Genomic DNA, 24,085 nt, shown 5'->3' on the forward strand with positions numbered 1-24,085 from the left:
TGAATGAACGCCACCAAACGTGGATTGGGTAAGGGGCTTGATGCGCTCCTCGCAACCAGCGCCCGTGCCCAAGCTCGGGTAGATTTGAATGCGGACACACAAGAAGCACTGAATAACAGTGAGTTACAGCAGCTTCCTTTATCGGTTTTGCAACCGGGCTCCTACCAGCCTCGTCAGGATATGGTGAAAGAAGCCCTGGATGAGCTGGCTGAATCTATCCGTGCCCAAGGCGTCATTCAGCCGCTTGTCGTCCGTCGTATTGCCGACAAGCAGTATGAAATCATTGCCGGTGAGCGCCGCTTCCGCGCATCCAAACTTGCCGGTTTGACTCACGTACCTTGTCTAGTTCGTGAATTGGATAATCGCGCAGCCAGTGCTATCGCCCTGATTGAAAACATCCAGCGTGAAGATCTCAATGCGATGGAAGAAGCGGAAGCGCTTGAGCGCCTCATCAACGACTTCTCCCTGACCCACCAGCAACTGGCCGAAGCTCTCGGCAAATCCCGCACCACCATCAGCAACCTTCTGCGCTTGAATGGTCTTGAGACCGGCGTAAAGAAACTGCTGTCTGGACGTCAGTTGGAAATGGGTCATGCCCGTGCCCTGTTGGCATTGGAAGGTGAAGCGCAGATTGATGCGGCTTTGGTCTCGGTGAACAAAAAGCTTACCGTCAGGCAGACTGAGGCGCTGGTGAAAAAAATGCTGACACCGGCAGTGGAAAAGCCACCAGTAGTGGTTTCCCCTGAGCTTGCAAATGTTCAGGATCGACTTGCAGAGAAACTGGGCACAAAAGTGTCGTTATCGCAAGGAAAGTCAGGAAACGGCAAGCTTGTGATTAATTTTGATCAACACGAAAAACTTATGCAAATTCTCGCAATGTTAGGCGAAGAAATGTGACGTAACACGTTGGGATTTTGTTACATATTTTTGCTTACTGTGATCAGGTTACCCTGTTGTAAAATTTAGCCTCCCTTTTTGATGTGATGAGATTGCATTAAAAAGGGCTACCCGTATAATTTTCGCAGTTTTCCCAGCACGACATCAGGTGCGAAGAGGAAAGGAATCGAGGAACGAATACATGGTATCGACGCTCGCGCGACCAGGTCGCAAGCTTGCGAAAAGGTTGCTGCTGTTACAAGCGTGCGTCGTGTTAGCAACGGCAATCTTGATGGTGACCACCATCAATGTCGACTGGGGAATATCCGCACTCATTGGCGGTGGCATTTTTGTCATTGCCAATGCAGCATTCGCATTGTGTGCATTCCTCTTTAGCGGAGCGAGAGCTGCCAAGCTCGTTGTAGCATCTTTCTACAGCGGTGAGGTACTCAAAATCTTGCTGACCGTCGCGCTGTTTTCCGTTGTTTACCTGTATGCCGAGGTGGAACTTGTTCCCCTCAAACTGACCTATTTGCTGGTTCTCGGGATCAACATCCTTGCACCAGTTTTATTCATTAACAACAACAAATAGGATGAGTTATGGCTGCGCCAGGTGAAGCGCTTACATCGTCCAGTTACATCACGCACCACTTAACCAACCTCTCTACCGAGAAGTTGGGATTGGTAAGTGAAGGTAGCTTCTGGTCGGTGAACATAGATAGTCTGTTTTTCTCTGTCCTGATTGGATTCGGCTTTTTGTGGCTGTTCCGCTCTGTGGCGAAGAAAGCGACTACCGGAGTTCCAGGCAAGCTTCAGTGTTTTGTGGAAATGTTGGTTGAATTCGTAGACGAAAACGTCCGCGAGACCTTTCATGGAAAGAATCCGCTGATCGCGCCTCTTGCTCTAACTATATTCGTCTGGATTTTCTTGATGAATACGATGGACTTAATCCCCATCGATTTTCTTCCTTATCCAGCCGAACTGCTTGGTATTCCTTACCTGAAAGTGGTACCGACAGCAGACGTAAATATCACCCTGGCAATGGCGCTTGGCGTTTTCTTCTTGATGATTTACTACAGCATCAAGGTGAAAGGTCTGGGCGGTTTTGCTAAAGAGCTGGCACTTCACCCGTTCAATCACCCTGTCATGATCCCGTTCAACCTGCTGCTTGAAGTAGTATCGCTGCTGGCGAAACCTATTTCACTTGGTATGCGTCTGTTCGGTAACATGTTTGCCGGTGAGGTGGTATTTATCCTGATTGCGGCACTACTGCCGTGGTGGGCGAAATGGTTGGGTTCATTACCGTGGGCAATCTTCCACATTCTGGTTATTACCATCCAAGCGTTCGTATTTATGATGCTGACCATCGTGTACCTGTCTCAGGCCCACGAAGACTCACATTAATAGATTTTTTAGTAAGCAACTTTGTTAGACCTTCCGGCAAATAAGCCGACAACAAGAAACTGGAGATAGTGATGGAAACTTTATTGAGCTTTTCTGCAATTGCCGTTGGCATCATTGTAGGTCTTGCTTCCCTGGGTACAGCGATCGGCTTCGCACTGCTAGGCGGTAAATTCCTTGAAGGTGCTGCTCGTCAACCAGAAATGGCGCCAATGCTGCAAGTTAAAATGTTCATCATCGCAGGTCTGCTGGATGCGGTTCCAATGATCGGTATCGTAATCGCGCTGCTGTTCACCTTTGCAAACCCATTCGTCGGTCAGCTGGGTTAAGTCGCCTGTATCGTACCTGTAGCTAACTAACTGGGAGGCGCTGTTGTGAATATCAACGCAACTCTATTTGGCCAGGCGATCGCATTCTTCATGTTTGTGGTGTTCTGCATGAAATATGTATGGCCACCTATCATGCAGGCGATTGAAGAGCGTCAGAAGAAAATTGCTGACGGTCTTGCGGCCGCCGAACGTGCCGCGAAAGACCTGAATTTGGCCCAGGCTAATGCTTCTGATCAACTGAAAGAAGCAAAACGCGCTGCAACTGAGATCATTGAACAGGCGAATAAGCGTAAAGCGCAAATTCTGGATCAAGCCCGCGAAGAAGCTAACGCTGAGCGCGACAATATCCTTCACCAAGGACAGGCTGAACTGGAAGCTGAACGCAACCGTGCCCGTGATGAGCTGCGCAAACAAGTTGCCACTCTGGCCGTAATCGGTGCTGAGAAAATCCTTGAGCGTTCCATCGATGCGAACGCTCATAAAGATATTCTCGATAAAATCACTGCAGAACTTTAAGAAGGAGGGGCAGCTATGTCTGAACTGACTACCATCGCACGCCCCTACGCTAAAGCAGCCTTCGACTTGGCTGTGGAAAAAGGCGAATTAGACCAATGGTCTGAAATGCTGACTTTCGCAGCAGAAGTTGCCCGCAATGAAACCATCGCAGATTTTCTTGGTGGTATGCATTCAGCTGAAAAGTTGACTGAGATTTTTATCTCAGTGTGCGGTGAGCAGCTCAATGAATTTGGCCAGAACCTGATAAAGGTGATGGCTGAAAACGGACGTTTAAAAGCGTTGCCAGAAGTATGTGCCCAATTCATGGCGCTTCGCCATGAGTATGAAAAGCAGGTCGACGTTGAGGTCGTGTCTGCTATCGCGCTGGAACAAGCGCAATTGGACGCTATTGCTGACAAGCTTGAAGCCCGCCTTGAGCGCAAAGTGAAGCTGAACTGTAGTGTAGACGAGACCCTGGTTGCCGGGGTTGTGATTCGAGCTGGAGACTTGGTCATCGATAACTCAGTGCGCGGCCGAGTACGCCGCCTGAGCGATGCATTGCAGTCTTGATTTGGGGAATTGGAGCATGCAACTTAATTCCACGGAAATTAGCGACCTGATCAAACAGCGTATTGAAAAATTCAACGTTGTTAGTGAAGCGCGCAACGAAGGTACCATCGTGTCAGTCAGCGACGGTATCATTCGCATCCATGGCCTTGCAGATGCTATGCAAGGGGAAATGATTGAACTACCTGGCAACCGTTACGCACTGGCGCTTAACCTTGAGCGTGATTCTGTAGGTGCGGTTGTTATGGGTCCTTATGCTGACCTTCAGGAAGGCATGAAAGTTACCGGTACAGGCCGTATTCTGGAAGTTCCAGTGGGTCCTGAATTGCTGGGTCGCGTGGTAAACACCCTAGGTGAGCCAATCGACGGTAAAGGTCCTATCAATGCGGCACTGACTTCTCCTGTAGAAGTGATTGCACCTGGCGTTATCGCACGTCAGTCAGTAGACCAGCCAGTACAAACCGGTTACAAGGCGGTTGACGCCATGATCCCAATCGGCCGTGGCCAGCGTGAGCTGATCATCGGTGACCGTCAGACTGGTAAAACGGCTCTGGCAATCGATGCGATCATCAACCAGAAGAACTCTGGTATCTACTCTATCTATGTTGCTATCGGCCAGAAAGCGTCAACCATCGCAAACGTGGTGCGCAAACTGGAAGAGCACGACGCGCTGAAAAACACCATCGTTGTTGTGGCATCTGCTTCTGAAGCAGCGGCACTGCAATACCTGGCGCCTTACGCCGGTTGTGCGATGGGTGAATACTTCCGCGACCGCGGTGAAGATGCACTGATCGTATACGATGATCTGTCCAAGCAAGCTGTTGCTTACCGTCAGATTTCTCTGTTGCTGCGTCGTCCACCAGGCCGTGAAGCATTCCCAGGTGACGTTTTCTACCTCCACTCTCGCCTTCTGGAACGTGCTGCGCGTGTAAACGCTGACTACGTTGAGAAATTCACCAACGGTGAAGTGAAAGGTAAAACCGGTTCTCTGACTGCTCTGCCTATCATCGAAACCCAAGCGGGTGACGTATCGGCATTCGTACCAACCAACGTTATCTCGATCACCGATGGTCAGATCTTCCTGCAAACGGAGCTGTTTAACGCAGGTATCCGTCCAGCGGTTGACCCAGGTATTTCGGTATCACGTGTAGGTGGTTCTGCGCAGACCAAGATCATCAAGAAACTGTCCGGTGGTATCCGTACCGCGCTGGCGCAGTACCGTGAATTGGCAGCATTTGCTCAGTTCTCTTCTGATCTTGACGACGCAACCAAGAAGCAGCTGGATCACGGTCAGAAAGTGACCGAGCTGATGAAGCAGAAGCAATATGCACCAATGTCTGTGTTTGAGCAGGGATTGATGATTTTTGCAGCTGAAAAAGGCTATCTGAGAGACGTAGAAATCACCAAACTGGGTGACTTCGAAGCTGCTCTGCTTGCATATGCTAAAGGTCAGTTTGCTGAGCTGGTTGCAAATGTCGATGCGACAGGCGATTACAACGGCGATATTGAAGCGCAACTGGTTAAGCTGGTTGAAGACTTCAAGGCAACGCAAACCTGGTAATGCGTAGAAGGCCGCTCTGCGGCCTTCTGATAACGGAGAGTAACGATGGCCGGCGCAAAAGAAATTCGTAACAAGATCGGAAGTGTAAAAAGTACACAGAAGATCACCAAAGCGATGGAAATGGTCGCTGCTTCAAAAATGCGTCGTTCGCAAGACGCAATGGAGAGCTCCCGTCCATACGCGACTACTATGCGCAAAGTGATCGGTCATGTCGCACTTGGTAAACTTGAATATCGCCATCCATACCTGGAAGAGCGTGAAGCCAAGCGCGTCGGTTACATCATCGTATCTTCAGACCGTGGTCTGTGTGGTGGCCTGAACATCAACCTGTTCAAACGTGCCATCAACGACATGCAGTCATGGAGCCAGAAAGGGGTGGAAGTTGAAACTGCCCTGATCGGTTCTAAAGCGACCGCATTCTTTAACAGCTACGGCGGTAAAGTATCAGCACAAGTTTCTGGCCTGGGCGACAGCCCTTCGCTGGAAGACCTGATCGGTACGGTCGGTGTGATGCTGAAGAAATATGATGAAGGCCAACTGGATCGCCTGTATCTGGTGTTTAACAAATTTGTGAACACCATGACTCAGGAACCAGTGATCGATCAATTGCTGCCTTTGCCTAAGTCGGAAGACGAAGAAATGCAGCGCAACCACTCTTGGGACTATATCTATGAGCCCGAGCCTAAGCCTCTGCTGGATACCCTGCTGGTTCGCTATGTTGAATCTCAGGTTTACCAGGGGGTTGTGGAAAACCTCGCGTGTGAACAAGCAGCGCGAATGGTTGCGATGAAGGCTGCAACAGACAATGCAGGGAATCTGATTGATGAACTGCAACTGGTGTATAACAAAGCCCGTCAGGCTGCAATTACCCAAGAGCTGTCGGAGATTGTCTCCGGTGCAGCGGCGGTGTAAGGCAAGGGCCAACGAAACATTTTAGAGGATTAACGATGGCTACAGGTAAGATCGTTCAGATCATCGGTGCGGTAGTCGACGTGGAGTTTCCGCAGGAATCTGTACCTCAGGTATATGATGCCCTGAACGTGAAACGTGAAGGCGAGCGTCTGGTGCTGGAAGTTCAGCAGCAGCTGGGTGGTGGTATCGTCCGTACCATCGCAATGGGTTCGTCAGATGGTCTGCGTCGTGGACTGGAAGTAGAGAACACAGGTAAGCCGATTGAAGTGCCGGTAGGTACAGAGACTCTGGGACGTATCATGAACGTTCTGGGTGATGCAATCGACGAGCGTGGCGACATTGGTGAGAAAGAGCGTTACTCCATCCACCGTGAAGCGCCAAGCTACGAAGACCAATCGAACGCGACTGAACTGCTGGAAACCGGCGTAAAAGTTATCGACCTGGTTTGCCCATTTGCGAAGGGTGGTAAAATCGGTCTGTTCGGTGGTGCGGGTGTAGGTAAGACCGTAAACATGATGGAGCTTATCAACAACATCGCACTGCAGCACTCTGGTCTGTCAGTATTTGCGGGTGTTGGTGAACGTACCCGTGAAGGTAACGACTTCTACTTTGAGATGCAGGAAGCGGGCGTTGTAAACGTTGAGAATCCAGCTGAATCAAAAGTAGCAATGGTTTACGGTCAGATGAACGAGCCACCGGGTAACCGTCTGCGCGTAGCGCTGACCGGTCTGACCATGGCGGAGAAATTCCGTGACGAAGGCCGTGACGTACTGCTGTTTATCGATAACATCTATCGTTACACCCTTGCAGGTACTGAAGTATCAGCACTGTTGGGTCGTATGCCTTCTGCGGTAGGTTACCAGCCAACGCTGGCGGAAGAGATGGGTGTGCTTCAGGAGCGTATCACGTCAACCAAGTCTGGTTCGATCACGTCGGTTCAGGCGGTATACGTACCTGCGGATGACTTGACTGACCCGTCTCCAGCGACCACGTTTGCGCACTTGGATGCAACCGTTGTTCTGTCCCGTAACATCGCGGCGCTGGGTTTGTACCCTGCGATCGACCCACTGGATTCCACCTCTCGTCAGCTGGACCCATTGGTTATTGGTCAAGAGCACTATGATGTTGCGCGTGGCGTACAGTCTGTACTGCAGCGTTACAAAGAGCTGAAAGACATCATCGCTATCCTGGGTATGGATGAGCTGTCAGAGTCTGACAAGCTGACTGTTGCCCGTGCACGTAAGATTGAGCGTTTCCTGACGCAACCTTACCACGTAGCAGAAGTCTTCACTGGCCAACCAGGCGTTTACGTTTCGCTGAAAGAAACCATCGCGGGCTTTAAAGGTCTGCTGGGTGGTGAGTTCGACGATATCCCAGAGCAGGCATTCCTGTACTGTGGCGGTATCGAAGAAGTACTGGAAAAAGCGAAGAAACTGTAATTGCCGGTAGGAGGCGAAATGGCAGCGATAACCTTCCACCTGGATGTAGTAAGTGCAGAGAGACAACTGTTTTCCGGTCGTGCTGAATCTATCCAGGTAACTGGTAGCGAAGGTGAACTGGGGATTTTCCCTGGCCACACCCCGCTGCTGACCGCCATCACGCCGGGCATGATCCGCATTACCAAGCAACACGGCCATGAAGAGGTCATCTACCTCTCTGGCGGTACGCTGGAAGTGCAACCCAGCACAGTGACTGTGCTGGCGGATACCGCGATTCGTGGTATCGACCTGGATCAAGCGAAGGCAGAAGAAGCGAAGCGCCGCGCTGAGGATCGAATCCTCAATAAGCACGGCGATATGGACTTCGCTCAGGCGGCCAGTGATCTGGCGAAAGCGATTGCCCAGCTCCGTGTTATTGAGCTGACCAAAAAGGCACGCTAAGCGCCCGATGATGCACAAAGATAAAAAAGGCGACCCTACAGGTCGCCTTTTTCTTTGTTTTCTAACTGTGAGATTGCGCCTGAAAATTGCTACAACATGACGGAAAAATTGATTATTTTTACTGATATAAATCCCGTTTGACCTCTTTCACAGTTACAATATGCCCCAAATTTTTTGAAGTAGCTTCACCATAGGAAGGACAATTCAACCATGAACTTCAGTGCCGTTATTCTGGCTGCGGGTAAAGGAACCCGTATGTACTCCAACCTGCCAAAAGTACTCCATACCTTGGCTGGTAAGCCGATGGTCAAGCACGTGATTGACACCTGTACCTCTCTGGGCGCGAAGAACCTGCATCTGGTGTATGGCCATGGCGGTGATGCCATGAAAGCAGCGCTGGCAGAAGAGCCGGTTAACTGGGTATTGCAGGCAGAACAGCTGGGTACCGGTCATGCTGTTAACCAGGCGGCACCTGAGTTTGCGGATGATGAACAGGTACTGGTGCTTTACGGTGACGTTCCCCTTATCTCAGAACAAACCATTGAAAACCTGCTGGATGCACAGCCTGATGGCGGCATTGCCTTGCTGACCGTGGTGTTGGACAATCCTGCCGGCTATGGCCGTATTATCCGCCGCAATGGCCCTGTTGTAGCAATTGTTGAAGATAAAGACGCGACCCAAGAGCAAAAGCTTATCAAGGAAATCAACACCGGTGTCATGGTTGCAACCGGGCGTGACTTGCGCCGCTGGTTAAATGAAGTAAAAAGCGACAATGCCCAGGGTGAGTACTACCTGACAGATGTCATTGCCATTGCACACGATGAAGGCCGAGCAGTCGAAGCGGTACATCCTGAAAGTGCGATTGAAGTGGAAGGTGTCAACAACCGCATTCAACTGGCGCGACTGGAACGTGCTTACCAGGCGGCGCAGGCTGAGAAGTTGCTGGAAAGCGGTGTGATGTTGCGAGACCCTGCCCGCTTTGACCTGCGTGGTGACCTGCAATGTGGTACGGATGTCGAAATCGATGTGAACGTCATCATTGAAGGCTCTGTGACCTTGGGTGATAACGTCTTTATCGGCGCGGGCTGTGTGCTGAAGGACTGCGAAATTGACGACAACACGATTGTGCGTCCTTACAGCGTGATTGAAGGTGCCTCTGTCGGTGAAGATTGTACCGTGGGGCCATTCGCCCGCCTGCGCCCAGGCGCCGAGCTGGTGGAAGATGCCCATGTCGGTAACTTTGTCGAAGTGAAAAACGCACGTATCGGTAAAGGCTCTAAAGCCAACCACCTCACCTATCTGGGCGATGCAGAGATTGGTGAGCGCGTAAATATCGGTGCAGGCACGATTACCTGTAATTATGATGGCGCTAACAAACACAAAACCATTATTGAAGATGATGTGTTCGTTGGCTCAGACAGCCAGCTGGTGGCACCGGTAACCATCAAGAAAGGTGCAACAGTGGGTGCGGGGACTACCCTGACCAGCAATGTGGATGAAGGCCAATTAGTGATCACGCGTACCCGTGCACGTACCATTGACGGTTGGCAACGCCCGCAGAAACAGAAATAATTCCCCTGATTCGATTAAAAACACCGCAAATGCGGTGTTTTTTCGTTTTGGCTGGTTAAATCCTCAGCAAACGAATTTTGGGGGGTTGACGGCTTTTCGAATCCGCAATATTATACGCGCCTCTGTTGGGGTATCGCCAAGCGGTAAGGCAGCGGCTTTTGATGCCGCCATTCCCTGGTTCGAATCCAGGTACCCCAGCCAGAACGCGACCGTAGCTCAGCTGGATAGAGTACCTGGCTACGAACCAGGCGGTCGGAGGTTCGAATCCTCCCGGTCGCGCCATCTCCTCCTTTTAAAGGTTGAGATAACAATTTGTATGCGGAAGTGGCGAAATTGGTAGACGCACCAGATTTAGGTTCTGGCGCCGCAAGGTGTGAGAGTTCAAGTCTCTCCTTCCGCACCATGATTTAAAGATCATGCTTGTATAGCGTGGTTGCTGTTGGGGTATCGCCAAGCGGTAAGGCAGCGGCTTTTGATGCCGCCATTCCCTGGTTCGAATCCAGGTACCCCAGCCATATTTCAGGTTGGCTACGTAGCTCAGTTGGTTAGAGCACATCACTCATAATGATGGGGTCACAGGTTCGAATCCCGTCGTAGCCACCACTTATTCGAAAGTCTCTGACTTTCCGCTTGATAAGACACACTACCAGTGTCTGTGGGGATAACCCAAATCGGGCAAAAAATTGCGATGGTGGCGGAATTGGTAGACGCGCTAGCTTCAGGTGTTAGTGTCCTTACGGACGTGAGAGTTCAAGTCTCTCCCTTCGCACCAAACATCACTTAAACCTTCTTTTTGAAGGGGTAGGTAAAACAATTTGCGGAAGTGGCGAAATTGGTAGACGCACCAGATTTAGGTTCTGGCGCCGCAAGGTGTGAGAGTTCAAGTCTCTCCTTCCGCACCATGATTTAAAGCAGGCTTTTTAGCCTGCTTTTTTTCTATCTGCGATTTACCCAGTGTCCTTCTATCCCCCAGCAATTACTCTCTCCTGTGTCTCACTCCCTGTATAATCTTCGATCTGTGCGGCAGATCATGGTCGGAGTGATGTGTCTCGCATTTTACCCTTGATCTTTGGCTTAAAGTTTATATTATCTTTCGAAACGAAAGTTTGGTGGTTACATGTCGAAACGCAATACTCAACAACGTCGCCATGCGATTGTTGCCATGCTGACCGAAAAGGGCGAAGTGAGCGTTGATACGCTCTCCAACCTGTTCGAAACCTCAGAGGTAACTATCCGTAAAGACCTTGCTGAGCTTGAGAAAAATGGGTTGTTGTTGCGTCGCTATGGTGGTGCGGTACCTGTTCCTCATGAAATGGTTTCGGAAAGTGCGGTAAAAGTTTCGGAACAAAAGTTAGCAATCGCAAAAATGGCAGCATCCCGGATCCGCGACCATAATCGAATAGTGGTGGACAGCGGTTCGACAACCGCGGCCTTGATTCCCCTGCTGGAGCAAAAACGCGGTCTGGTGGTCATGACCAATTCACTGAATGTCGCTCAGGCAATCAAAGAGCTGGAAAATGAACCCACACTGCTGATGACCGGGGGGACCTGGGACCCACACTCTGAAGCATTTCAGGGGCAGGTTGCTGAGCAGGCGCTGCGTGCGTATGACTTTGACCAGCTGTTTATCGGTGCTGATGGCATTGATGTTAGCCGCGGTACAACGACTTTCAATGAGATTGTCGGACTGAGCCGCGTAATGGCGGATGTTTCCCGTGAAGTGGTGGTGATGATCGAATCAGACAAGATCGGGCGTAAAATCCCGAACCTTGAACTGCCATGGGATGTTGTGACAACCGTGATCACCGATAGCCAACTCGACGCTGCCACCAAACTTGCCATTGAAAAGACGGGCACAGAGGTTATCTGCGCCCCAGATTAACGGGGATAGTGTATGTGTGGAATTGTGGGCGCAGTCGCGCAAAGGGATGTGGCGGAAATTCTGTTGGAAGGTCTGCGCCGCTTGGAGTATCGCGGTTATGACTCAGCCGGCCTTGCGGTCACTGACAGCGAAAACCAGCTGCGCCGTTTGCGCCGTCTGGGTAAGGTTCAGGCTTTGGCAGAAGCTTTAGAACAAGAGCCTTTGGCGGGTGGAACCGGTATTGCCCACACTCGTTGGGCTACCCACGGTGAGCCGAGCGAAGCCAACGCCCACCCACATATGTCTGGTGAGAACATCGCCATTGTCCACAACGGCATTATTGAAAACCATGAGCCACTGCGTGGACTGCTCAAATCCCGTGGCTATGTTTTTACTTCCCAGACAGATACAGAAGTGATTGCCCACCTGGTGGATTGGGAGCTGGCACAGGGCGGTTCGCTGCTGGAAGCCTTCCAGCGCACGGTGAAACAACTTCACGGCGCCTATGGCACCGTGGTGATGGACAGACGCGATCCAGAAAGATTGATCGCAGCGCGCTCTGGAAGTCCGCTGGTGATCGGTTTGGGGATCGGGGAAAACTTTCTTGCTTCCGATCAGCTGGCTCTGTTGAACGTGACCCGCCGTTTTCTCTTTCTAGAAGAAGGGGATGTGGCTGAAATCACACGCCGCGCAGTGAACATTCTCGATATTGCTGGCCAGCCGGTTGAACGTCAGGTGCATGAGTCGTCGGCGGAGCATGATGCGGCTGATAAAGGCCAGTACCGCCACTACATGCAAAAAGAAATTTTTGAACAGCCATCAGCGCTTATCAACACGCTGGAAGGGCGCATTGATGCCGATTCAGTCGTTGTTGAAAGCATCGGCCATGGTGCGACGGACATTCTCCAGCAGGTTGAACACATCCAGATTGTGGCCTGTGGCACTTCATACAATGCCGGTATGGTGGCGCGTTACTGGTTTGAAGGCATTGCCGGTGTCAGTTGCGACGTGGAAATTGCCTCTGAGTTCCGTTACCGCAACTTTGTGACCCGTCCAAACAGCCTGTTGATCACCCTGTCGCAGTCCGGTGAAACGGCCGACACATTGGCAGCGCTGCGTCTGGCCAAAGAGCGTGGCTTTATGGCCGCCATGACGATTTGTAACGTCGCAGGCTCGTCCTTAGTGCGCGAATCCGATCTGGCCTTTATGACCCGTGCCGGCACTGAAATCGGTGTAGCATCCACCAAAGCATTTACCACTCAACTCGCATCTTTGCTGATGCTGGTGACGGCGGTAGGTAAGCAGAAAGGGATTGTTGATAAAGCGAAAGAGAAATCTATTGTACAGGCACTGCACCGCCTGCCGGTTGTCATGGATCAGGCGCTGGCATTCGACAGGGAAATTGAAGCGCTGGCGGAAGATTTTGCGGACAAGCACCATGCCTTGTTCCTTGGCCGCGGGGAGTTTTACCCGATAGCAATGGAAGCATCACTCAAGCTCAAGGAAATATCTTACATTCACGCGGAAGCCTATGCGGCCGGCGAGCTCAAACATGGCCCGTTGGCATTGATTGATGCAGATATGCCGGTAATCGTAGTGGCACCAAACAATGACTTGTTGGAAAAACTGAAGTCCAATATTGAGGAAGTGCGCGCCCGCGGTGGACAGCTTTATGTCTTCGCTGATACCGATGCTGGGTTTGAAGCCAGCGAGGGAATGACGATTGTCGCCATGCCACATGTTGACGAAGTTACCGCACCGATTTTCTATACTTTGCCAATGCAGTTGCTGTCTTATCATGTGGCATTGATAAAGGGCACTGACGTGGATCAGCCAAGAAACTTGGCCAAAGCCGTTACTGTGGAATAATTGAATTTTCCAACCATCTGAAGGGAGCGATATCGCTCCCTTTTGTCTTATATGCAATACATCACATAAATTCTGTCGCTATTTGCAACTTGGTAAATAGAACTGTTATTTGCATTTTGCAAATCATTTCGCATCTTTAATAAGACACCGCGCCCAGAAAGATAAACAGGAGTGTGACCTGTTTATCTAATATGATGTTTTATAATGAAATTCTCATTGTCTAAATAGTTGGCCTACATTGTGCATATTACCGAAAAACAGCAAAACGATAACCAGAGCTGTAAGTCGTAGGGAGTGAAGTATGATCGACTCGAAATCACAAGTAGCAAAACGTATTAAAGAAGCACGTGAGTGGAAAGGGATCACTCAGGTCAAAATGGCAAAACTTCTTGATGTAGCGCGCCAGACTTACCTGGATATAGAAACCGGTAAGACAGAGCCTCGCGTGCGCATGTTGTCCGAAATTGCTGAAATCACCGAACGTCCGCTGGTTTGGTTCGTTTATGGTGATGCGGACGTTGAATTGCACGATGTGCAGTACAAACAGGATGTAAACCGCCTGCTGGAGCATTTCTCCAAGCTGCCGCACGAAGCGCGTACGGCAATCCTGAATCAGAGTGTAAATATGGCGTCGTTCTTGGTGAACTACTCCAAATCAGCACAACGAGGTTAAGCACTTACTTACTTGGCAAGCGCTGCCATGTCTTGCCTTGCAAAATGGGTATTGCACAATTTCGTTGTCATTTGGCTTGGGCAACAATGGCCTGAACTCACACTTCAACAACGCTTTGCATGTGAAGGCAACCACGCTGTGCATAATGCAGGATCTAGCAGTAAAGTGCGTTCCAGTTCTCAAACCTGTTTGGGAATGAGTCGGGCGCCGAGTTGTGGGGCAAGCGATGTATATTGTCAAAGCTCATGTTGCACAGCGCATTCGGGAAGCGCGGGAATATCGAGATATTACGCAGGTAGAAATGGCGCAACATTTGGATGTTGCGCGTCAAACCTATCTGGATATCGAATCCGGTAAAACAGAGCCTAAAGTGTCGTCACTGGCGATAATTGCAGACGTCACAGGCCGACCATTGAACTGGTTTTTATTCGGTGAAAGTACGCGAAGCGATATTGCCTTCACGCACCGAGATGATTTGAATACCCTGTTGGCGTTATTCAATCAACTCCCCGAGTCAGCGCGCACTCTGGTCATGGATCAGGCGTTGTTGTTAGCGCAGTACATGATCTCGATGACGCCACCTAAAGGCGATAAGTAGAAAGAAAAAGGAAGCCCGGCGTGTTTGCCGGGCTTTTTGTTTTTTCGCTTATCGGGTATTGGCGAGAAAGAAGCGGTACGAAGGGTTATCTGTCTCATCTTTCCAGCCATAACCGAGCTCGCGCAGGTGTGCAGTAAAGGAAAGCAGATCCTTATCATCCAGTTCAAAGCCACACAGCACACGGCCATAATCGGCACCGTGGTTGCGGTAGTTAAAGATGCTGATATTCCAGTGGGTGCCTAGGGTGTTGAGAAAACGCAGCAGGGCGCCGGGATATTCCGGAAACTCAAAGCTGTAAAGACGCTCTTTCATCACCTTGGTAGGGCGCCCGCCAATCATATAGCGGATGTGCACCTTCGCCATTTCGTCATCCGACAAATCCTGCACTGGATAGCCACCCTTGCGCAGATCCGTGATGATGGCATCCAATTCTTCTTGTCCGCTCTGCAAACGCACACCGACAAAAATACTGGCGAGGGTATCGTCACTGTGGCGGTAGTTGAACTCGGTAACCGCCCGGCCACCGAGGATTTTGCAAAACTCGAGGAAGGCACCAGTGCGCTCGGGGATGGTCACAGCCAGCAGGCCTTCACGTTTTTCACCGAGTTCAGCACGCTCTGACACATAGCGCAGGCTGTGGAAGTTGGTGTTGGCACCTGAAAGCACTGCTGCCATCTTCCTGCCTTTAAGCTGGTGTAGCTCGCTGTATTTCTTCAGACCTGCCAGCGACAAGGCACCAGCAGGCTCAGAAATGGCGCGGGTATCTTCGAAGATATCTTTCACCGCCGCACAGATCTCGTCACTGGAAACGGTGATGATGTCATCAAGGTGCTGCTGGCACAGACGGAAGGTTTCATCGCCAATACGTTTGACAGCCACACCGTCAGCAAAAGTGCCGACATTGTCGAGGGTCACCGGTTCACCCGCATCAAGCGCTGCTTTCAGGCAGGCGGAATCTTCTGCTTCTACTGCAATCAGTTTGATTTCCGGCATTAACTGTTTGATAAGTACAGCGACCCCGGCTGCGATACCACCGCCCCCGACAGGCAGGAAAATATATTCCAGATGGCCGTTTTGCTGCAGCATTTCCATGCCCATGGTGCCTTGACCGGCGATCACCAACGGGTGGTCAAACGGCGGGACAAAGGTGTAGCCATTTTCATCAGCAAGCGCCACGGCTTTGGCTTTGGCTTCATCAAAGTTGTTGCCATGAAGCACCACATTGCCGCCAAAGCCACGCACAGACGCGACCTTGATGTCCGGCGTGGTGCGCGGCATGACGATGGTAGCCTGAATGCCCAGTTTGCTGCCGGACAATGCCACGCCCTGGGCGTGGTTGCCTGCCGAGGCGGCGATCACCCCGGCATTTTTCTGTGCTTCGGTTAGCTGGGCCATCATGTTGTAGGCACCGCGCAATTTAAAGGAATGCACCGGCTGACGGTCTTCGCGTTTTAGCTGAATGGTATTGCTTAAACGCTGTGAAAGTCTCGGCATGTCCTGCAACGGGCTGACAATCGCGGCCTCATAAACAGGGGCACGCAAGATATCACGCAGGTACTGCGCGTTGCTAAGTGGTGCAGCTTCACTTTGTTGCTGGGCCTGACTCATGCTTACCCCTCCAGTTTGCTTTTATCGCGCACTGCGCCTTTGTCCGCGCTGGTGGCCATGCTGGCGTAAGCTTTCAGGGCAAAAGAAACCTGGCGTTCACGCGACGCTGGCTTCCAGCCTTTGGCATCCTGATCAGCTCGGCGGGCAGCGAGTTCTGCCTCGTCTACTTCCAGCACGATAGAGCGGTTTGGAATGTCGATAGCGATGATGTCCCCCTGCTTCACCAAGCCAATGGTGCCGCCGCTCGCCGCTTCCGGAGAGACGTGCCCGATAGACAGGCCACTGGTACCGCCGGAGAAACGTCCGTCGGTGATCAGCGCACACGCTTTCCCAAGCCCCATGGATTTGAGGTAAGTGGTTGGGTAGAGCATTTCCTGCATGCCTGGGCCGCCTTTCGGGCCTTCATAGCGGATCACGACGACCTCACCGGCTTTCACTTTGCCGCCCAGAATGCCATTTACGGCATCTTCCTGGCTTTCGAATACATGAGCCGGGCCGCGGAAGGTGAGGTTTTCTTTTTCCACACCGGCGGTTTTCACAATACAGCCATCCAGTGCAATGTTGCCGGTCAGCACGGCCAGACCGCCGTCCTGGCTGTAGGCGTGTTCGCGGGTGCGGATACAGCCTTCAGCGCGGTCATCATCGACGCTGTCCCAACGGCAATCCTGTGAGAACGCTTTAGTGGTGCGGATGCCGGCAGGTCCCGCGCGGAAGAAGGTTTTCACTTCTTCGCTGTCAGTCACTGCAATGTCATATTTGGCCAGGGTATCGGCCATGGTTTCACCGAGCACGTTTGGCACGTCGGTGTTCAGTAACCCGGCACGGTCAAGTTCACCCAGGATACCAATCACGCCACCAGCACGGTGCACGTCTTCCATGTGATATTTCTGGGTCGATGGCGCCACTTTACAAAGGTGTGGGACGATACGGGACATGCGGTCGATGTCAGACATGTCAAAGTCCACCTCGCCTTCCTGCGCAGCAGCCAGCAGGTGCAATACCGTGTTGGTAGAGCCGCCCATAGCAATATCCAGCGCCATGGCGTTTTCAAACGCGGCTTTGGTGGCGATATTGCGTGGCAGTACCGAGGCATCGTCTTGCTCGTAGTAACGTTTTGTCAGCGTAACAATGCGCTGGCCAGCAGACAGGAACAGTTTTTCGCGATCAGCGTGGGTGGCCAGCAGTGAGCCGTTACCCGGCTGGCTAAGACCCAGCGCTTCGGTCAGACAGTTCATGGAGTTGGCGGTAAACATGCCTGAGCAGGAACCACAGGTCGGGCAGGCAGAGCGCTCGATCTGTTCGCTTTGTTCATCTGACACATTTGGATCCGCGCCCTGGATCATGGCATCCACCAGATCCAACTTCAGGATCTGATCCGAGAGTTTGGTTTTACCTGCTTCCATTGGACCGCCGGAAACAAAGATCACCGGGATATTCAGACGCATTGATGCCATCAGCATCCCCGGGGTGATCTTGTCACAGTTGGAGATGCAGACCATGGCATCGGCGCAGTGGGCGTTGACCATGTATTCGACAGAGTCGGCAATCAGCTCGCGCGAAGGCAGGCTGTAGAGCATGCCGCCATGCCCCATGGCGATACCGTCATCGACGGCGATAGTATTGAATTCTTTGGCGATGCCACCGGCAGATTCAATCTCTTTGGCGACCAACTGACCCAGATCTTTCAGGTGCACATGACCTGGCACAAACTGGGTGAAGGAGTTCACCACGGCGATGATAGGTTTGCCGAAATCTTCATCTTTTACGCCGGTCGCACGCCAAAGGGCGCGGGCACCGGCCATATTACGGCCGTGGGTGGTGGTGGCTGAACGGTACTTAGGCATTTCCTTATTCCTCTAAACGGCTTATTCGTCGGTTGGCGAGACCGGATCCAGCCATCCCCATTTGTCTTCTGTCTGGCCATTGAACAGGCCAAAGAAAGCGGTTTGCACTTGTTCAGTGACAGGCCCGCGTTTGCCTTCGCCGACAGTGATCTGGTCAACGCTGCGCACCGGTACGATTTCCGCGGCGGTGCCGGTCATAAAGACTTCGTCTGCCAGATAGAGTGCTTCACGGGCGATATTTTCTTCGCGCACTTCATAGCCCATGTCTCTGGCGAGGGTCATGATGGAGTCGCGGGTGATGCCGGGCAGGATGGCGCTGGTGGCGGGCGGCGTAGAAATCACGCCATTTTTCACCACAAACAGGTTCTCACCGGCACCTTCTGACAGGTAGCCGTCAACGCTCAGGGCAATGCCTTCTGCATAGCCGTGGCGACGGGCTTCGCCGCCCACCAAAAGGCTTGAAAGGTAGTTTCCACCTGCTTTGGCGGCGGTTGGAATGGTATTGGGTGCGGCGCGGTTCCAGCTTGAGACCATGGCATCGACACCGTTTGCCAGTGCGTCTTCACCGAGATAGGTTCCCCAGCTGAAGGCGGCGATGATCAAATCCATTTTGGTGTCCGGCGGCGGGCAAACGCCGAGGCCTACATTGCCAACAAAGCCCAGCGGACGAATGTAGGCAGAGCGCAGCTCATTGGCACGCAGGGTTTCACGGCACGCTTCCATCAGCTCATCGATGGAGTAAGGGATAGGGAAGCGGTAGATTTTGGCGCTGTCTTTCAGGCGCTGCATGTGTTCACGGTGACGAAATACCACCGGGCCGTTTGGCGTGTCGTAGCAACGGATCCCTTCAAATACCGAGGTACCGTAGTGCATGGCGTGGGTGAGCACGTGAACCGTGGCGTCTTGCCAGGGGATAAGCTCCCCGTTTGACCAAATATAATCTGCTGTGTTTGCCATTTTATTAATCCTTTAACGCATTACTGTTGTGCTGGCGGGAGCAGGCGTACGCGAGAAACATCCCATAATTTGTCTAACTGGCTTTGCAGGTTGGCGATCGGGCGATCGCTTTTGACTTGCAGGGTAATTTCAACCGCATTGCTGTCGTCGGTGTGGTGCATGTCGAGACTCGTCAGGCGGAATCCACGGTGACGGACAATGCGCAGCAAACGTTCCAGCAACTCCGGTTGGTCGTCTGCATCAATAAGCAGGGTGTGTGACTGGCTCATGTTCGCTCCAACATATCCTGGTTGGCGGCACCGGGGGGAACCAGTGGCCATACGTTCTCTTCCTCTGAGATTGCAACATGCAGCAGATAGGCTGTGTCGCTGGCAAGCAGCGCTTTGAGCGCTGGCACAACTTCGTCTTTGCAGGTAATGGTTTTACCCGGAATATTGAACGCACTGGCCAGGGTGACAAAGTCGGGGTTATCCGACAGGTTGGTCTCACTGTAGCGCTCTGCAAAGAACAGCTGTTGCCATTGGCGAACCATGCCGAGGCGTTGGTTATCCAGCAGCACTATCTTAACGGGTATATTACGGCGTTTCAGGGTACCAAGCTCCTGAATGTTCATCATAAATGAACCGTCTCCCGAAACTAATACGACCTGGTCGTCCGGGCGCGCCATTTTTGCGCCCATGGCAGCGGGCAGGCCAAAGCCCATGGTACCAAGACCGGCGGACGTGAGCAGGTTTTCCGGGCGTCTGGGCTCAACATGTTGCGCGACCCACATCTGGTGCTGGCCAACATCTGTCGCGACCACGGTGGAGTCCGGCATTATGTCGGAAAGTTGTTTGAGCAGGAGCGGGGCGAAGATGGCATCGCCGGGGTGGTCATAACGCCAGCCGAAGTCGGCTTTCATCGCCAGTACGCTTTGCTGCCACTCACGGATATCCGCAGGTTCGCCAAGCTGGGGCAATATCGCGTTGAGTTCACCACGCAGCGCGACATTGGCGCGGCGCAGTTTGTTGAACTCTGCCGCATCGATATCGATATGTACCACTTTGGCATTGGGGGCGAACGTATCCAGCTTACCGGTGACGCGATCATCAAAGCGCGCGCCGATGGCAATCAATAAATCTGATTGTTGCACCGCAAGGTTGGCGGCTTTGGTGCCGTGCATGCCGAGCATACCGAGGTAATAAGGGTAATCCTTATCCACCGAGCCTAAGCCTTTGAGGGTGCTGGTGGCCGGGATTTGGCTGTGGTTTAAAAACTGGCGCAGGGTATCGGTGGCATGGCCAAGCTGGATACCGCCGCCGACGTAAACCATTGGCTGCTTTGCTTCAGCGATCAGCGCATTGGCTTCCTGTAAGGCTGTCTGGGAAACGTCCGGCGCAGCAGGCTGCTGGGCGATGATAGCCAGTGCCTCATCAATCTGAGCAAGTTGCACATCTTTGGCGATATCCACCAGCACAGGTCCTGGGCGGCCTTCTTTGGCGACCACAAAGGCCTCAGCCAATGTAGCAGCGAGTTTGGTGGTATCGGTCACCAGAAAACTGTGTTTGGTACAGGCAAGGGAGAGGCCGAGCACATCCACTTCCTGAAAGGCGTCGGTACCGATAAGGGGGCTGGCAACCTGTCCGGTGATAGCGACGACAGGGACAGAGTCCATCAGCGCATCAGCAAGACCTGTCACTAAGTTTGTTGCGCCGGGGCCTGAGGTGGCCAGGCAAACACCGACACCGCCGGTCGCGCGGGCATAGCCGATGGCGGCCATCGCTGCGCCTTGTTCGTGGCGACACAATACGTGGTCGACACCGCCATCATAGAGGGCATCGTACACGGGCATGATGGCACCGCCCGGGTAACCGAAAATGGTTGTTACGCCTTGCTTTCGCAGTGCTTCAACCACCAATTGTGCACCTGTCATTTTAACCTCCTGCGACATCCTGACTGGGAGGCTCTTTGCTCTGTATCCTGCGTAGGTTCCATACCGCGTTTTCCTTGTGCGTTTTGCAACCGGACTTCCTATGTGAAAAAGCCCCCGGACCTTTCGATGCGGGGGCTGGTTGCGATGTTTGTTTGTTATTTTCTAACCGTCGCTGCCCCTCGCGGTAGTACCACCACGATAATTGAAATAATAATGACTAGGGCGCGAGATAGGTGATTCATTTTGTCTCTTTTTCCACCGAAATTGTCGGTGCTGTCTATTGTATCGCTGTTTGTTTGCACAGATATTGCTCGCCTTTAGTGGTATCACAGACTTCTGTCGCATGACAAGCAAAAAGTCGCCAGTTTCTCCAATTTCCGCCTCGTAATGCAGTAATACTATGAATTTATGCATCTAACTTTCTGATAAATAACTAAGTAATCAATCTGCCTTATGAATCTCGCTATTATTCAAAGCCGTGCTTGTGTCGGCGTCGAAGCGCCGCAAGTGACGGTGGAAGTGCATATCAGCAACGGACTGCCTGCTTTTACCCTGGTAGGGCTCGCAGAAACCACCGTCAAGGAAGCGCGTGACCGGGTACGCAGCGCCATCGTTAACTCCGGTTTTGAATTTCCCGCCCGCCGCATAACTGTCAATCTCGCACCCGCCGATCTGCCTAAAGAGGGTGGACGTTTCGATTTACCCATTGCCCTGGCATCCTGGCTGCTTCGGGACAAATCCCCATGACTCGCCTTGGCGGCCACGAATTTGTGGGTGAGTTGGCGCTTTCCGGGCAGCTTCGTGCGGTGAAAGGCACCTTGCCCGCCGCGGTAGCCTGCCGCGAAGAGGGGCGGAGCCTAGTCGTGCCGGATGACAATGGTGGGCAGGTTGCCCTGGTGGGGCGCGACGTGCACCTTTCTGCGCCGGATCTGGTTTCTGTCTGCCGCCACCTGTGTGGTCAAGGCGATCTGATGCTCAAAGAGCCTGAGGATATTGGTCAGGAGGTCAATTTATCCAACCGCTGTATGCAGGACATCATCGGCCAGCAGCAGGGGAAACGCTCGCTGGAAATTGCGGCTGCCGGTGCTCACAACCTGTTATTTTTAGGGCCACCTGGAACCGGAAAAACCATGCTGGCGTCACGCATGGCCGATCTATTGCCACCGATGAGTGATAAGGAAGCACTGGAAGCCGCGGCCATTACTTCGCTCACCGAAAAGCCTCTGCACGAAGGGAACTGGCGTCAGCGACCATTCCGCACCCCGCACCATTCAAGCTCCATGGCTGCGCTTGTTGGGGGCGGCTCTATGCCCAAACCCGGTGAAATCTCCCTTGCCCATAACGGGATTCTATTTTTGGATGAAATGCCGGAGTTTGAACGCAAGGTTCTGGACTCATTGCGTGAGCCGCTCGAATCCGGTGAAGTGGTGATCTCCCGCGCCAACGGTAAAACCTGCTTTCCTGCCCGTTTCCAGCTTATCGGTGCGTTGAATCCGAGTCCGACCGGTCACTATGAAGGCCAGCTGGCCCGCTCCAATCCGCAGGCGACGCTCCGCTACCTCAACCGTTTATCGGGTCCTTTTCTTGACCGCTTTGATCTCTCGATAGAAATTCCGGCGCTGCCCCGCGGCACCCTGACCGAAGGGGGCGATCGTGGTGAACCGACAGCGGTCATCAAGGCGCGGGTAGAAAAGGCGCGTGAAGTGATGTTGGCGCGCGCCGGAAAAGTGAACAGCCTGCTCTCCAGCCGCGAGATTGAAACCTATTGCCCGCTGGATAAAGCGGACGCCGATTTCCTGGAAACCGCGCTGCACCGCCTGGGGCTTTCTATCCGTGCCTACCACCGCATTATCAAAGTGGCGCGCACCATTGCTGATTTGGCCGGTGAGGAGAACATCCGGCGCGGACACCTTGCTGAGGCGCTGGGCTATCGCGCTATGGACCGTTTACTCAAACAGTTAACAGCACTGGCCAGCTAATCACTCCGGTAGCCTTTGCACTGATGCGACCACTTGTAACTGAATGGTGTTTTTTATTTTGGCATCGTATGATTACGGCCTGATAACAACCGCGAAAACACTGCGAGAGAAAGCCCTTGTTACTTGTTCTGAATACCTTTCTGGTTTGCATAAATACTGCATTTTGGTCAGTGCTGATCTGCTGTTTTGCCCTGATCAAAATGGTGTTGCCGTTTGCGCCGCTTCAACGTGCCATCACCCGGCTGTGTAATGGTTTTATGTGGGCGTGGGCGACACTGAATCTTAAGCTGCTGAACGCGACATCGAATGTGGAATGGGATATTCAGGGTGGGGAGTCGCTCAACAAAGATGGTTGGTACCTGCTGATTGCCAACCACCTGAGCTGGACAGATATCGTGGTGATTTTTTCGGTGTTCCGCAACCGTATCCCGATGGCCAAGTTCTTCATGAAACAGCAGCTTTTGTACGTGCCATTCCTCGGTCTTGCCTGCTGGGCAGTTGATATGCCGTTTATGAAACGCTATTCCCGCCAGTACCTGTTAAAGCACCCACAAAAGCGCGGCAGTGACCTGGAAACCACACGCAAGTCCTGCGAGCGGTTCCGTCATACCCCGACTACAGTGGTCAATTTTGTTGAAGGCACCCGGTTTACCGCAGACAAGAAAACGTCGACCCGTTCACCCTACCGTTATCTGTTGCCACCGAAAACCGGCGGTATCGCCTACACCCTGGGCGCGATGGGCGATCAGTTTGATGCCATTATTGATGTGACCATGGCTTACCCGGAAAACCGTGAGCTGCCGTTTAAAGACCTGCTTGGCGGCAAGATGAAAAAAATCGTGGTGCGTATTGATGCCTTACCGGTGGATGCTTCGGTGACTGGGGACTATTTCAATGACAAAGTGTACAAGCGCCAGTTCAACCAATGGCTGAATGGGGTTTGGGAACGTAAAGACCGGACTCTGGGGGCTATTTATGCGCCGGAGCCAGCAGTGGTATCTGAGCCGGCTGAAGCTAAACGTATCGCGTGATAATCCGGAAAGAGAAAACAAAAAAGGGCCATCTGGCTAATGCCGATCAGTTAAGAGATAAATGATCGGTTGAACGATCCAACAGATGGCTTATAAAGGCTCTAAGTCCCCATACTTAGAGCCTTTTATTTTGCAATTGACCACAGCCCTTACCCTCGCG

21 protein-coding genes, 7 tRNA genes and 1 pseudogene are annotated in these 24,085 nt (G+C 52.4%); 24 read left to right on the forward strand and 5 right to left on the reverse strand.

Going from position 1 to position 24,085, the window contains the following annotated elements:
- The first annotated feature begins 3 nt into the window (after positions 1–3).
- The 22 genes from KU854_RS22410 to KU854_RS22515 all read left to right on the forward strand — a co-directional run bounded on the left by KU854_RS22410 (position 4) and on the right by KU854_RS22515 (position 14,594).
- Positions 4–897 carry a ParB/RepB/Spo0J family partition protein gene (locus tag KU854_RS22410; protein WP_054780045.1) on the forward strand — a complete coding sequence of 298 codons (894 nt, stop codon included), beginning with the start codon at positions 4–6 and terminating at the stop codon, positions 895–897.
- A 181-nt stretch (positions 898–1,078) separates the two neighbouring features.
- Entirely contained in the window at positions 1,079–1,468 is a 390-nt protein-coding gene (locus KU854_RS22415) for a F0F1 ATP synthase subunit I (RefSeq protein WP_054780044.1), read from the forward strand.
- 8 nt (positions 1,469–1,476) lie between these two features.
- Complete coding sequence (atpB, locus tag KU854_RS22420; protein ID WP_218360525.1) at positions 1,477–2,280, forward strand: F0F1 ATP synthase subunit A; 804 nt, start codon at positions 1,477–1,479, stop codon at positions 2,278–2,280.
- A 71-nt stretch (positions 2,281–2,351) separates the two neighbouring features.
- The gene (gene atpE, locus KU854_RS22425) at positions 2,352–2,606 is read left to right on the forward strand and encodes a F0F1 ATP synthase subunit C (protein ID WP_002540812.1); all 255 of its coding nucleotides are present in this window, start codon (positions 2,352–2,354) and stop codon (positions 2,604–2,606) included.
- A gap of 45 nt (positions 2,607–2,651) precedes the next feature.
- Positions 2,652–3,122: a F0F1 ATP synthase subunit B gene (atpF, locus tag KU854_RS22430; protein WP_054780043.1), complete on the forward strand. Its 471-nt coding sequence runs from the start codon at positions 2,652–2,654 to the stop codon at positions 3,120–3,122.
- 15 nt (positions 3,123–3,137) lie between these two features.
- Positions 3,138–3,671, forward strand: coding sequence for a F0F1 ATP synthase subunit delta (gene atpH / locus KU854_RS22435; RefSeq protein ID WP_054780042.1), 534 nt, complete (start codon positions 3,138–3,140; stop codon positions 3,669–3,671).
- A 16-nt stretch (positions 3,672–3,687) separates the two neighbouring features.
- Positions 3,688–5,229 (forward strand): F0F1 ATP synthase subunit alpha, encoded by a 1,542-nt coding sequence (atpA, locus tag KU854_RS22440; protein WP_054780041.1) that lies wholly within the window; start codon positions 3,688–3,690, stop codon positions 5,227–5,229.
- Positions 5,230–5,274: 45 nt separating this feature from the next.
- Positions 5,275–6,141 (forward strand): F0F1 ATP synthase subunit gamma, encoded by an 867-nt coding sequence (atpG, locus tag KU854_RS22445; protein WP_218360526.1) that lies wholly within the window; start codon positions 5,275–5,277, stop codon positions 6,139–6,141.
- Between the two features lie 35 nt (positions 6,142–6,176).
- The gene (gene atpD / locus KU854_RS22450; RefSeq protein ID WP_218360527.1) at positions 6,177–7,580 is read left to right on the forward strand and encodes a F0F1 ATP synthase subunit beta; all 1,404 of its coding nucleotides are present in this window, start codon (positions 6,177–6,179) and stop codon (positions 7,578–7,580) included.
- 18 nt (positions 7,581–7,598) lie between these two features.
- Positions 7,599–8,021: a F0F1 ATP synthase subunit epsilon gene (locus tag KU854_RS22455; protein WP_054780040.1), complete on the forward strand. Its 423-nt coding sequence runs from the start codon at positions 7,599–7,601 to the stop codon at positions 8,019–8,021.
- 210 nt (positions 8,022–8,231) lie between these two features.
- Positions 8,232–9,593 (forward strand): bifunctional UDP-N-acetylglucosamine diphosphorylase/glucosamine-1-phosphate N-acetyltransferase GlmU, encoded by a 1,362-nt coding sequence (gene glmU, locus KU854_RS22460; RefSeq protein WP_218360528.1) that lies wholly within the window; start codon positions 8,232–8,234, stop codon positions 9,591–9,593.
- Positions 9,594–9,719: 126 nt separating this feature from the next.
- Positions 9,720–9,794: transfer RNA gene (locus KU854_RS22465), tRNA-Gln, on the forward strand.
- 4 nt (positions 9,795–9,798) lie between these two features.
- Positions 9,799–9,875 (forward strand) — tRNA-Arg (locus KU854_RS22470).
- Between the two features lie 36 nt (positions 9,876–9,911).
- A tRNA-Leu gene (locus KU854_RS22475) sits at positions 9,912–9,996 on the forward strand.
- A 37-nt stretch (positions 9,997–10,033) separates the two neighbouring features.
- A tRNA-Gln gene (locus KU854_RS22480) sits at positions 10,034–10,108 on the forward strand.
- A gap of 11 nt (positions 10,109–10,119) precedes the next feature.
- Positions 10,120–10,196, forward strand: a tRNA-Met gene (locus tag KU854_RS22485).
- Between the two features lie 82 nt (positions 10,197–10,278).
- A tRNA-Leu gene (locus KU854_RS22490) sits at positions 10,279–10,365 on the forward strand.
- A gap of 45 nt (positions 10,366–10,410) precedes the next feature.
- Positions 10,411–10,495 (forward strand) — tRNA-Leu (locus KU854_RS22495).
- A gap of 215 nt (positions 10,496–10,710) precedes the next feature.
- On the forward strand, positions 10,711–11,475 hold the full coding sequence (locus KU854_RS22500; protein ID WP_218360529.1) for a DeoR/GlpR family DNA-binding transcription regulator: 765 nt from the start codon (positions 10,711–10,713) through the stop codon (positions 11,473–11,475).
- 12 nt (positions 11,476–11,487) lie between these two features.
- Positions 11,488–13,323 (forward strand): glutamine--fructose-6-phosphate transaminase (isomerizing), encoded by a 1,836-nt coding sequence (glmS, locus tag KU854_RS22505; RefSeq protein WP_218360530.1) that lies wholly within the window; start codon positions 11,488–11,490, stop codon positions 13,321–13,323.
- Between the two features lie 301 nt (positions 13,324–13,624).
- Positions 13,625–13,996, forward strand: coding sequence for a helix-turn-helix transcriptional regulator (locus tag KU854_RS22510; protein WP_016960921.1), 372 nt, complete (start codon positions 13,625–13,627; stop codon positions 13,994–13,996).
- 226 nt (positions 13,997–14,222) lie between these two features.
- Positions 14,223–14,594, forward strand: coding sequence for a helix-turn-helix domain-containing protein (locus KU854_RS22515; protein ID WP_218360531.1), 372 nt, complete (start codon positions 14,223–14,225; stop codon positions 14,592–14,594).
- A gap of 48 nt (positions 14,595–14,642) precedes the next feature.
- Here KU854_RS22515 and ilvA read toward each other — a convergent pair whose 3' ends face one another.
- The 5 genes from ilvA to ilvG are packed head-to-tail and all read right to left on the reverse strand — an operon-like array spanning position 14,643 to position 20,915.
- Positions 14,643–16,202, reverse strand: a complete 1,560-nt coding sequence (gene ilvA, locus KU854_RS22520) for a threonine ammonia-lyase, biosynthetic (protein WP_218360532.1) — start codon at positions 16,200–16,202, stop codon at positions 14,643–14,645.
- 2 nt (positions 16,203–16,204) lie between these two features.
- On the reverse strand, positions 16,205–18,046 hold the full coding sequence (gene ilvD / locus KU854_RS22525; protein WP_218360533.1) for a dihydroxy-acid dehydratase: 1,842 nt from the start codon (positions 18,044–18,046) through the stop codon (positions 16,205–16,207).
- 21 nt (positions 18,047–18,067) lie between these two features.
- On the reverse strand, positions 18,068–19,003 hold the full coding sequence (gene ilvE, locus KU854_RS22530; protein WP_054780036.1) for a branched-chain-amino-acid transaminase: 936 nt from the start codon (positions 19,001–19,003) through the stop codon (positions 18,068–18,070).
- A 20-nt stretch (positions 19,004–19,023) separates the two neighbouring features.
- Entirely contained in the window at positions 19,024–19,272 is a 249-nt protein-coding gene (gene ilvM, locus KU854_RS22535; protein WP_054780035.1) for an acetolactate synthase 2 small subunit, read from the reverse strand.
- Positions 19,269–20,915: an acetolactate synthase 2 catalytic subunit gene (ilvG, locus tag KU854_RS22540; protein ID WP_218360534.1), complete on the reverse strand. Its 1,647-nt coding sequence runs from the start codon at positions 20,913–20,915 to the stop codon at positions 19,269–19,271. Before ilvG ends, ilvM begins: the two co-directional genes overlap by 4 nt.
- A 453-nt stretch (positions 20,916–21,368) precedes the next feature.
- On the opposite strand from ilvG, the pseudogene KU854_RS22545 reads away from it, so the two are divergent.
- Positions 21,369–22,894, forward strand: a pseudogene (locus tag KU854_RS22545) (YifB family Mg chelatase-like AAA ATPase).
- A 116-nt stretch (positions 22,895–23,010) separates the two neighbouring features.
- Positions 23,011–23,925: an acyltransferase gene (locus KU854_RS22550; RefSeq protein WP_218360535.1), complete on the forward strand. Its 915-nt coding sequence runs from the start codon at positions 23,011–23,013 to the stop codon at positions 23,923–23,925.
- Positions 23,926–24,085 lie beyond the last annotated feature (160 nt).

It is taken from the genome of Enterovibrio paralichthyis (genome assembly GCF_019209835.1).
Taxonomy (GTDB): Bacteria; Pseudomonadota; Gammaproteobacteria; order Enterobacterales; family Vibrionaceae; genus Enterovibrio; species Enterovibrio paralichthyis.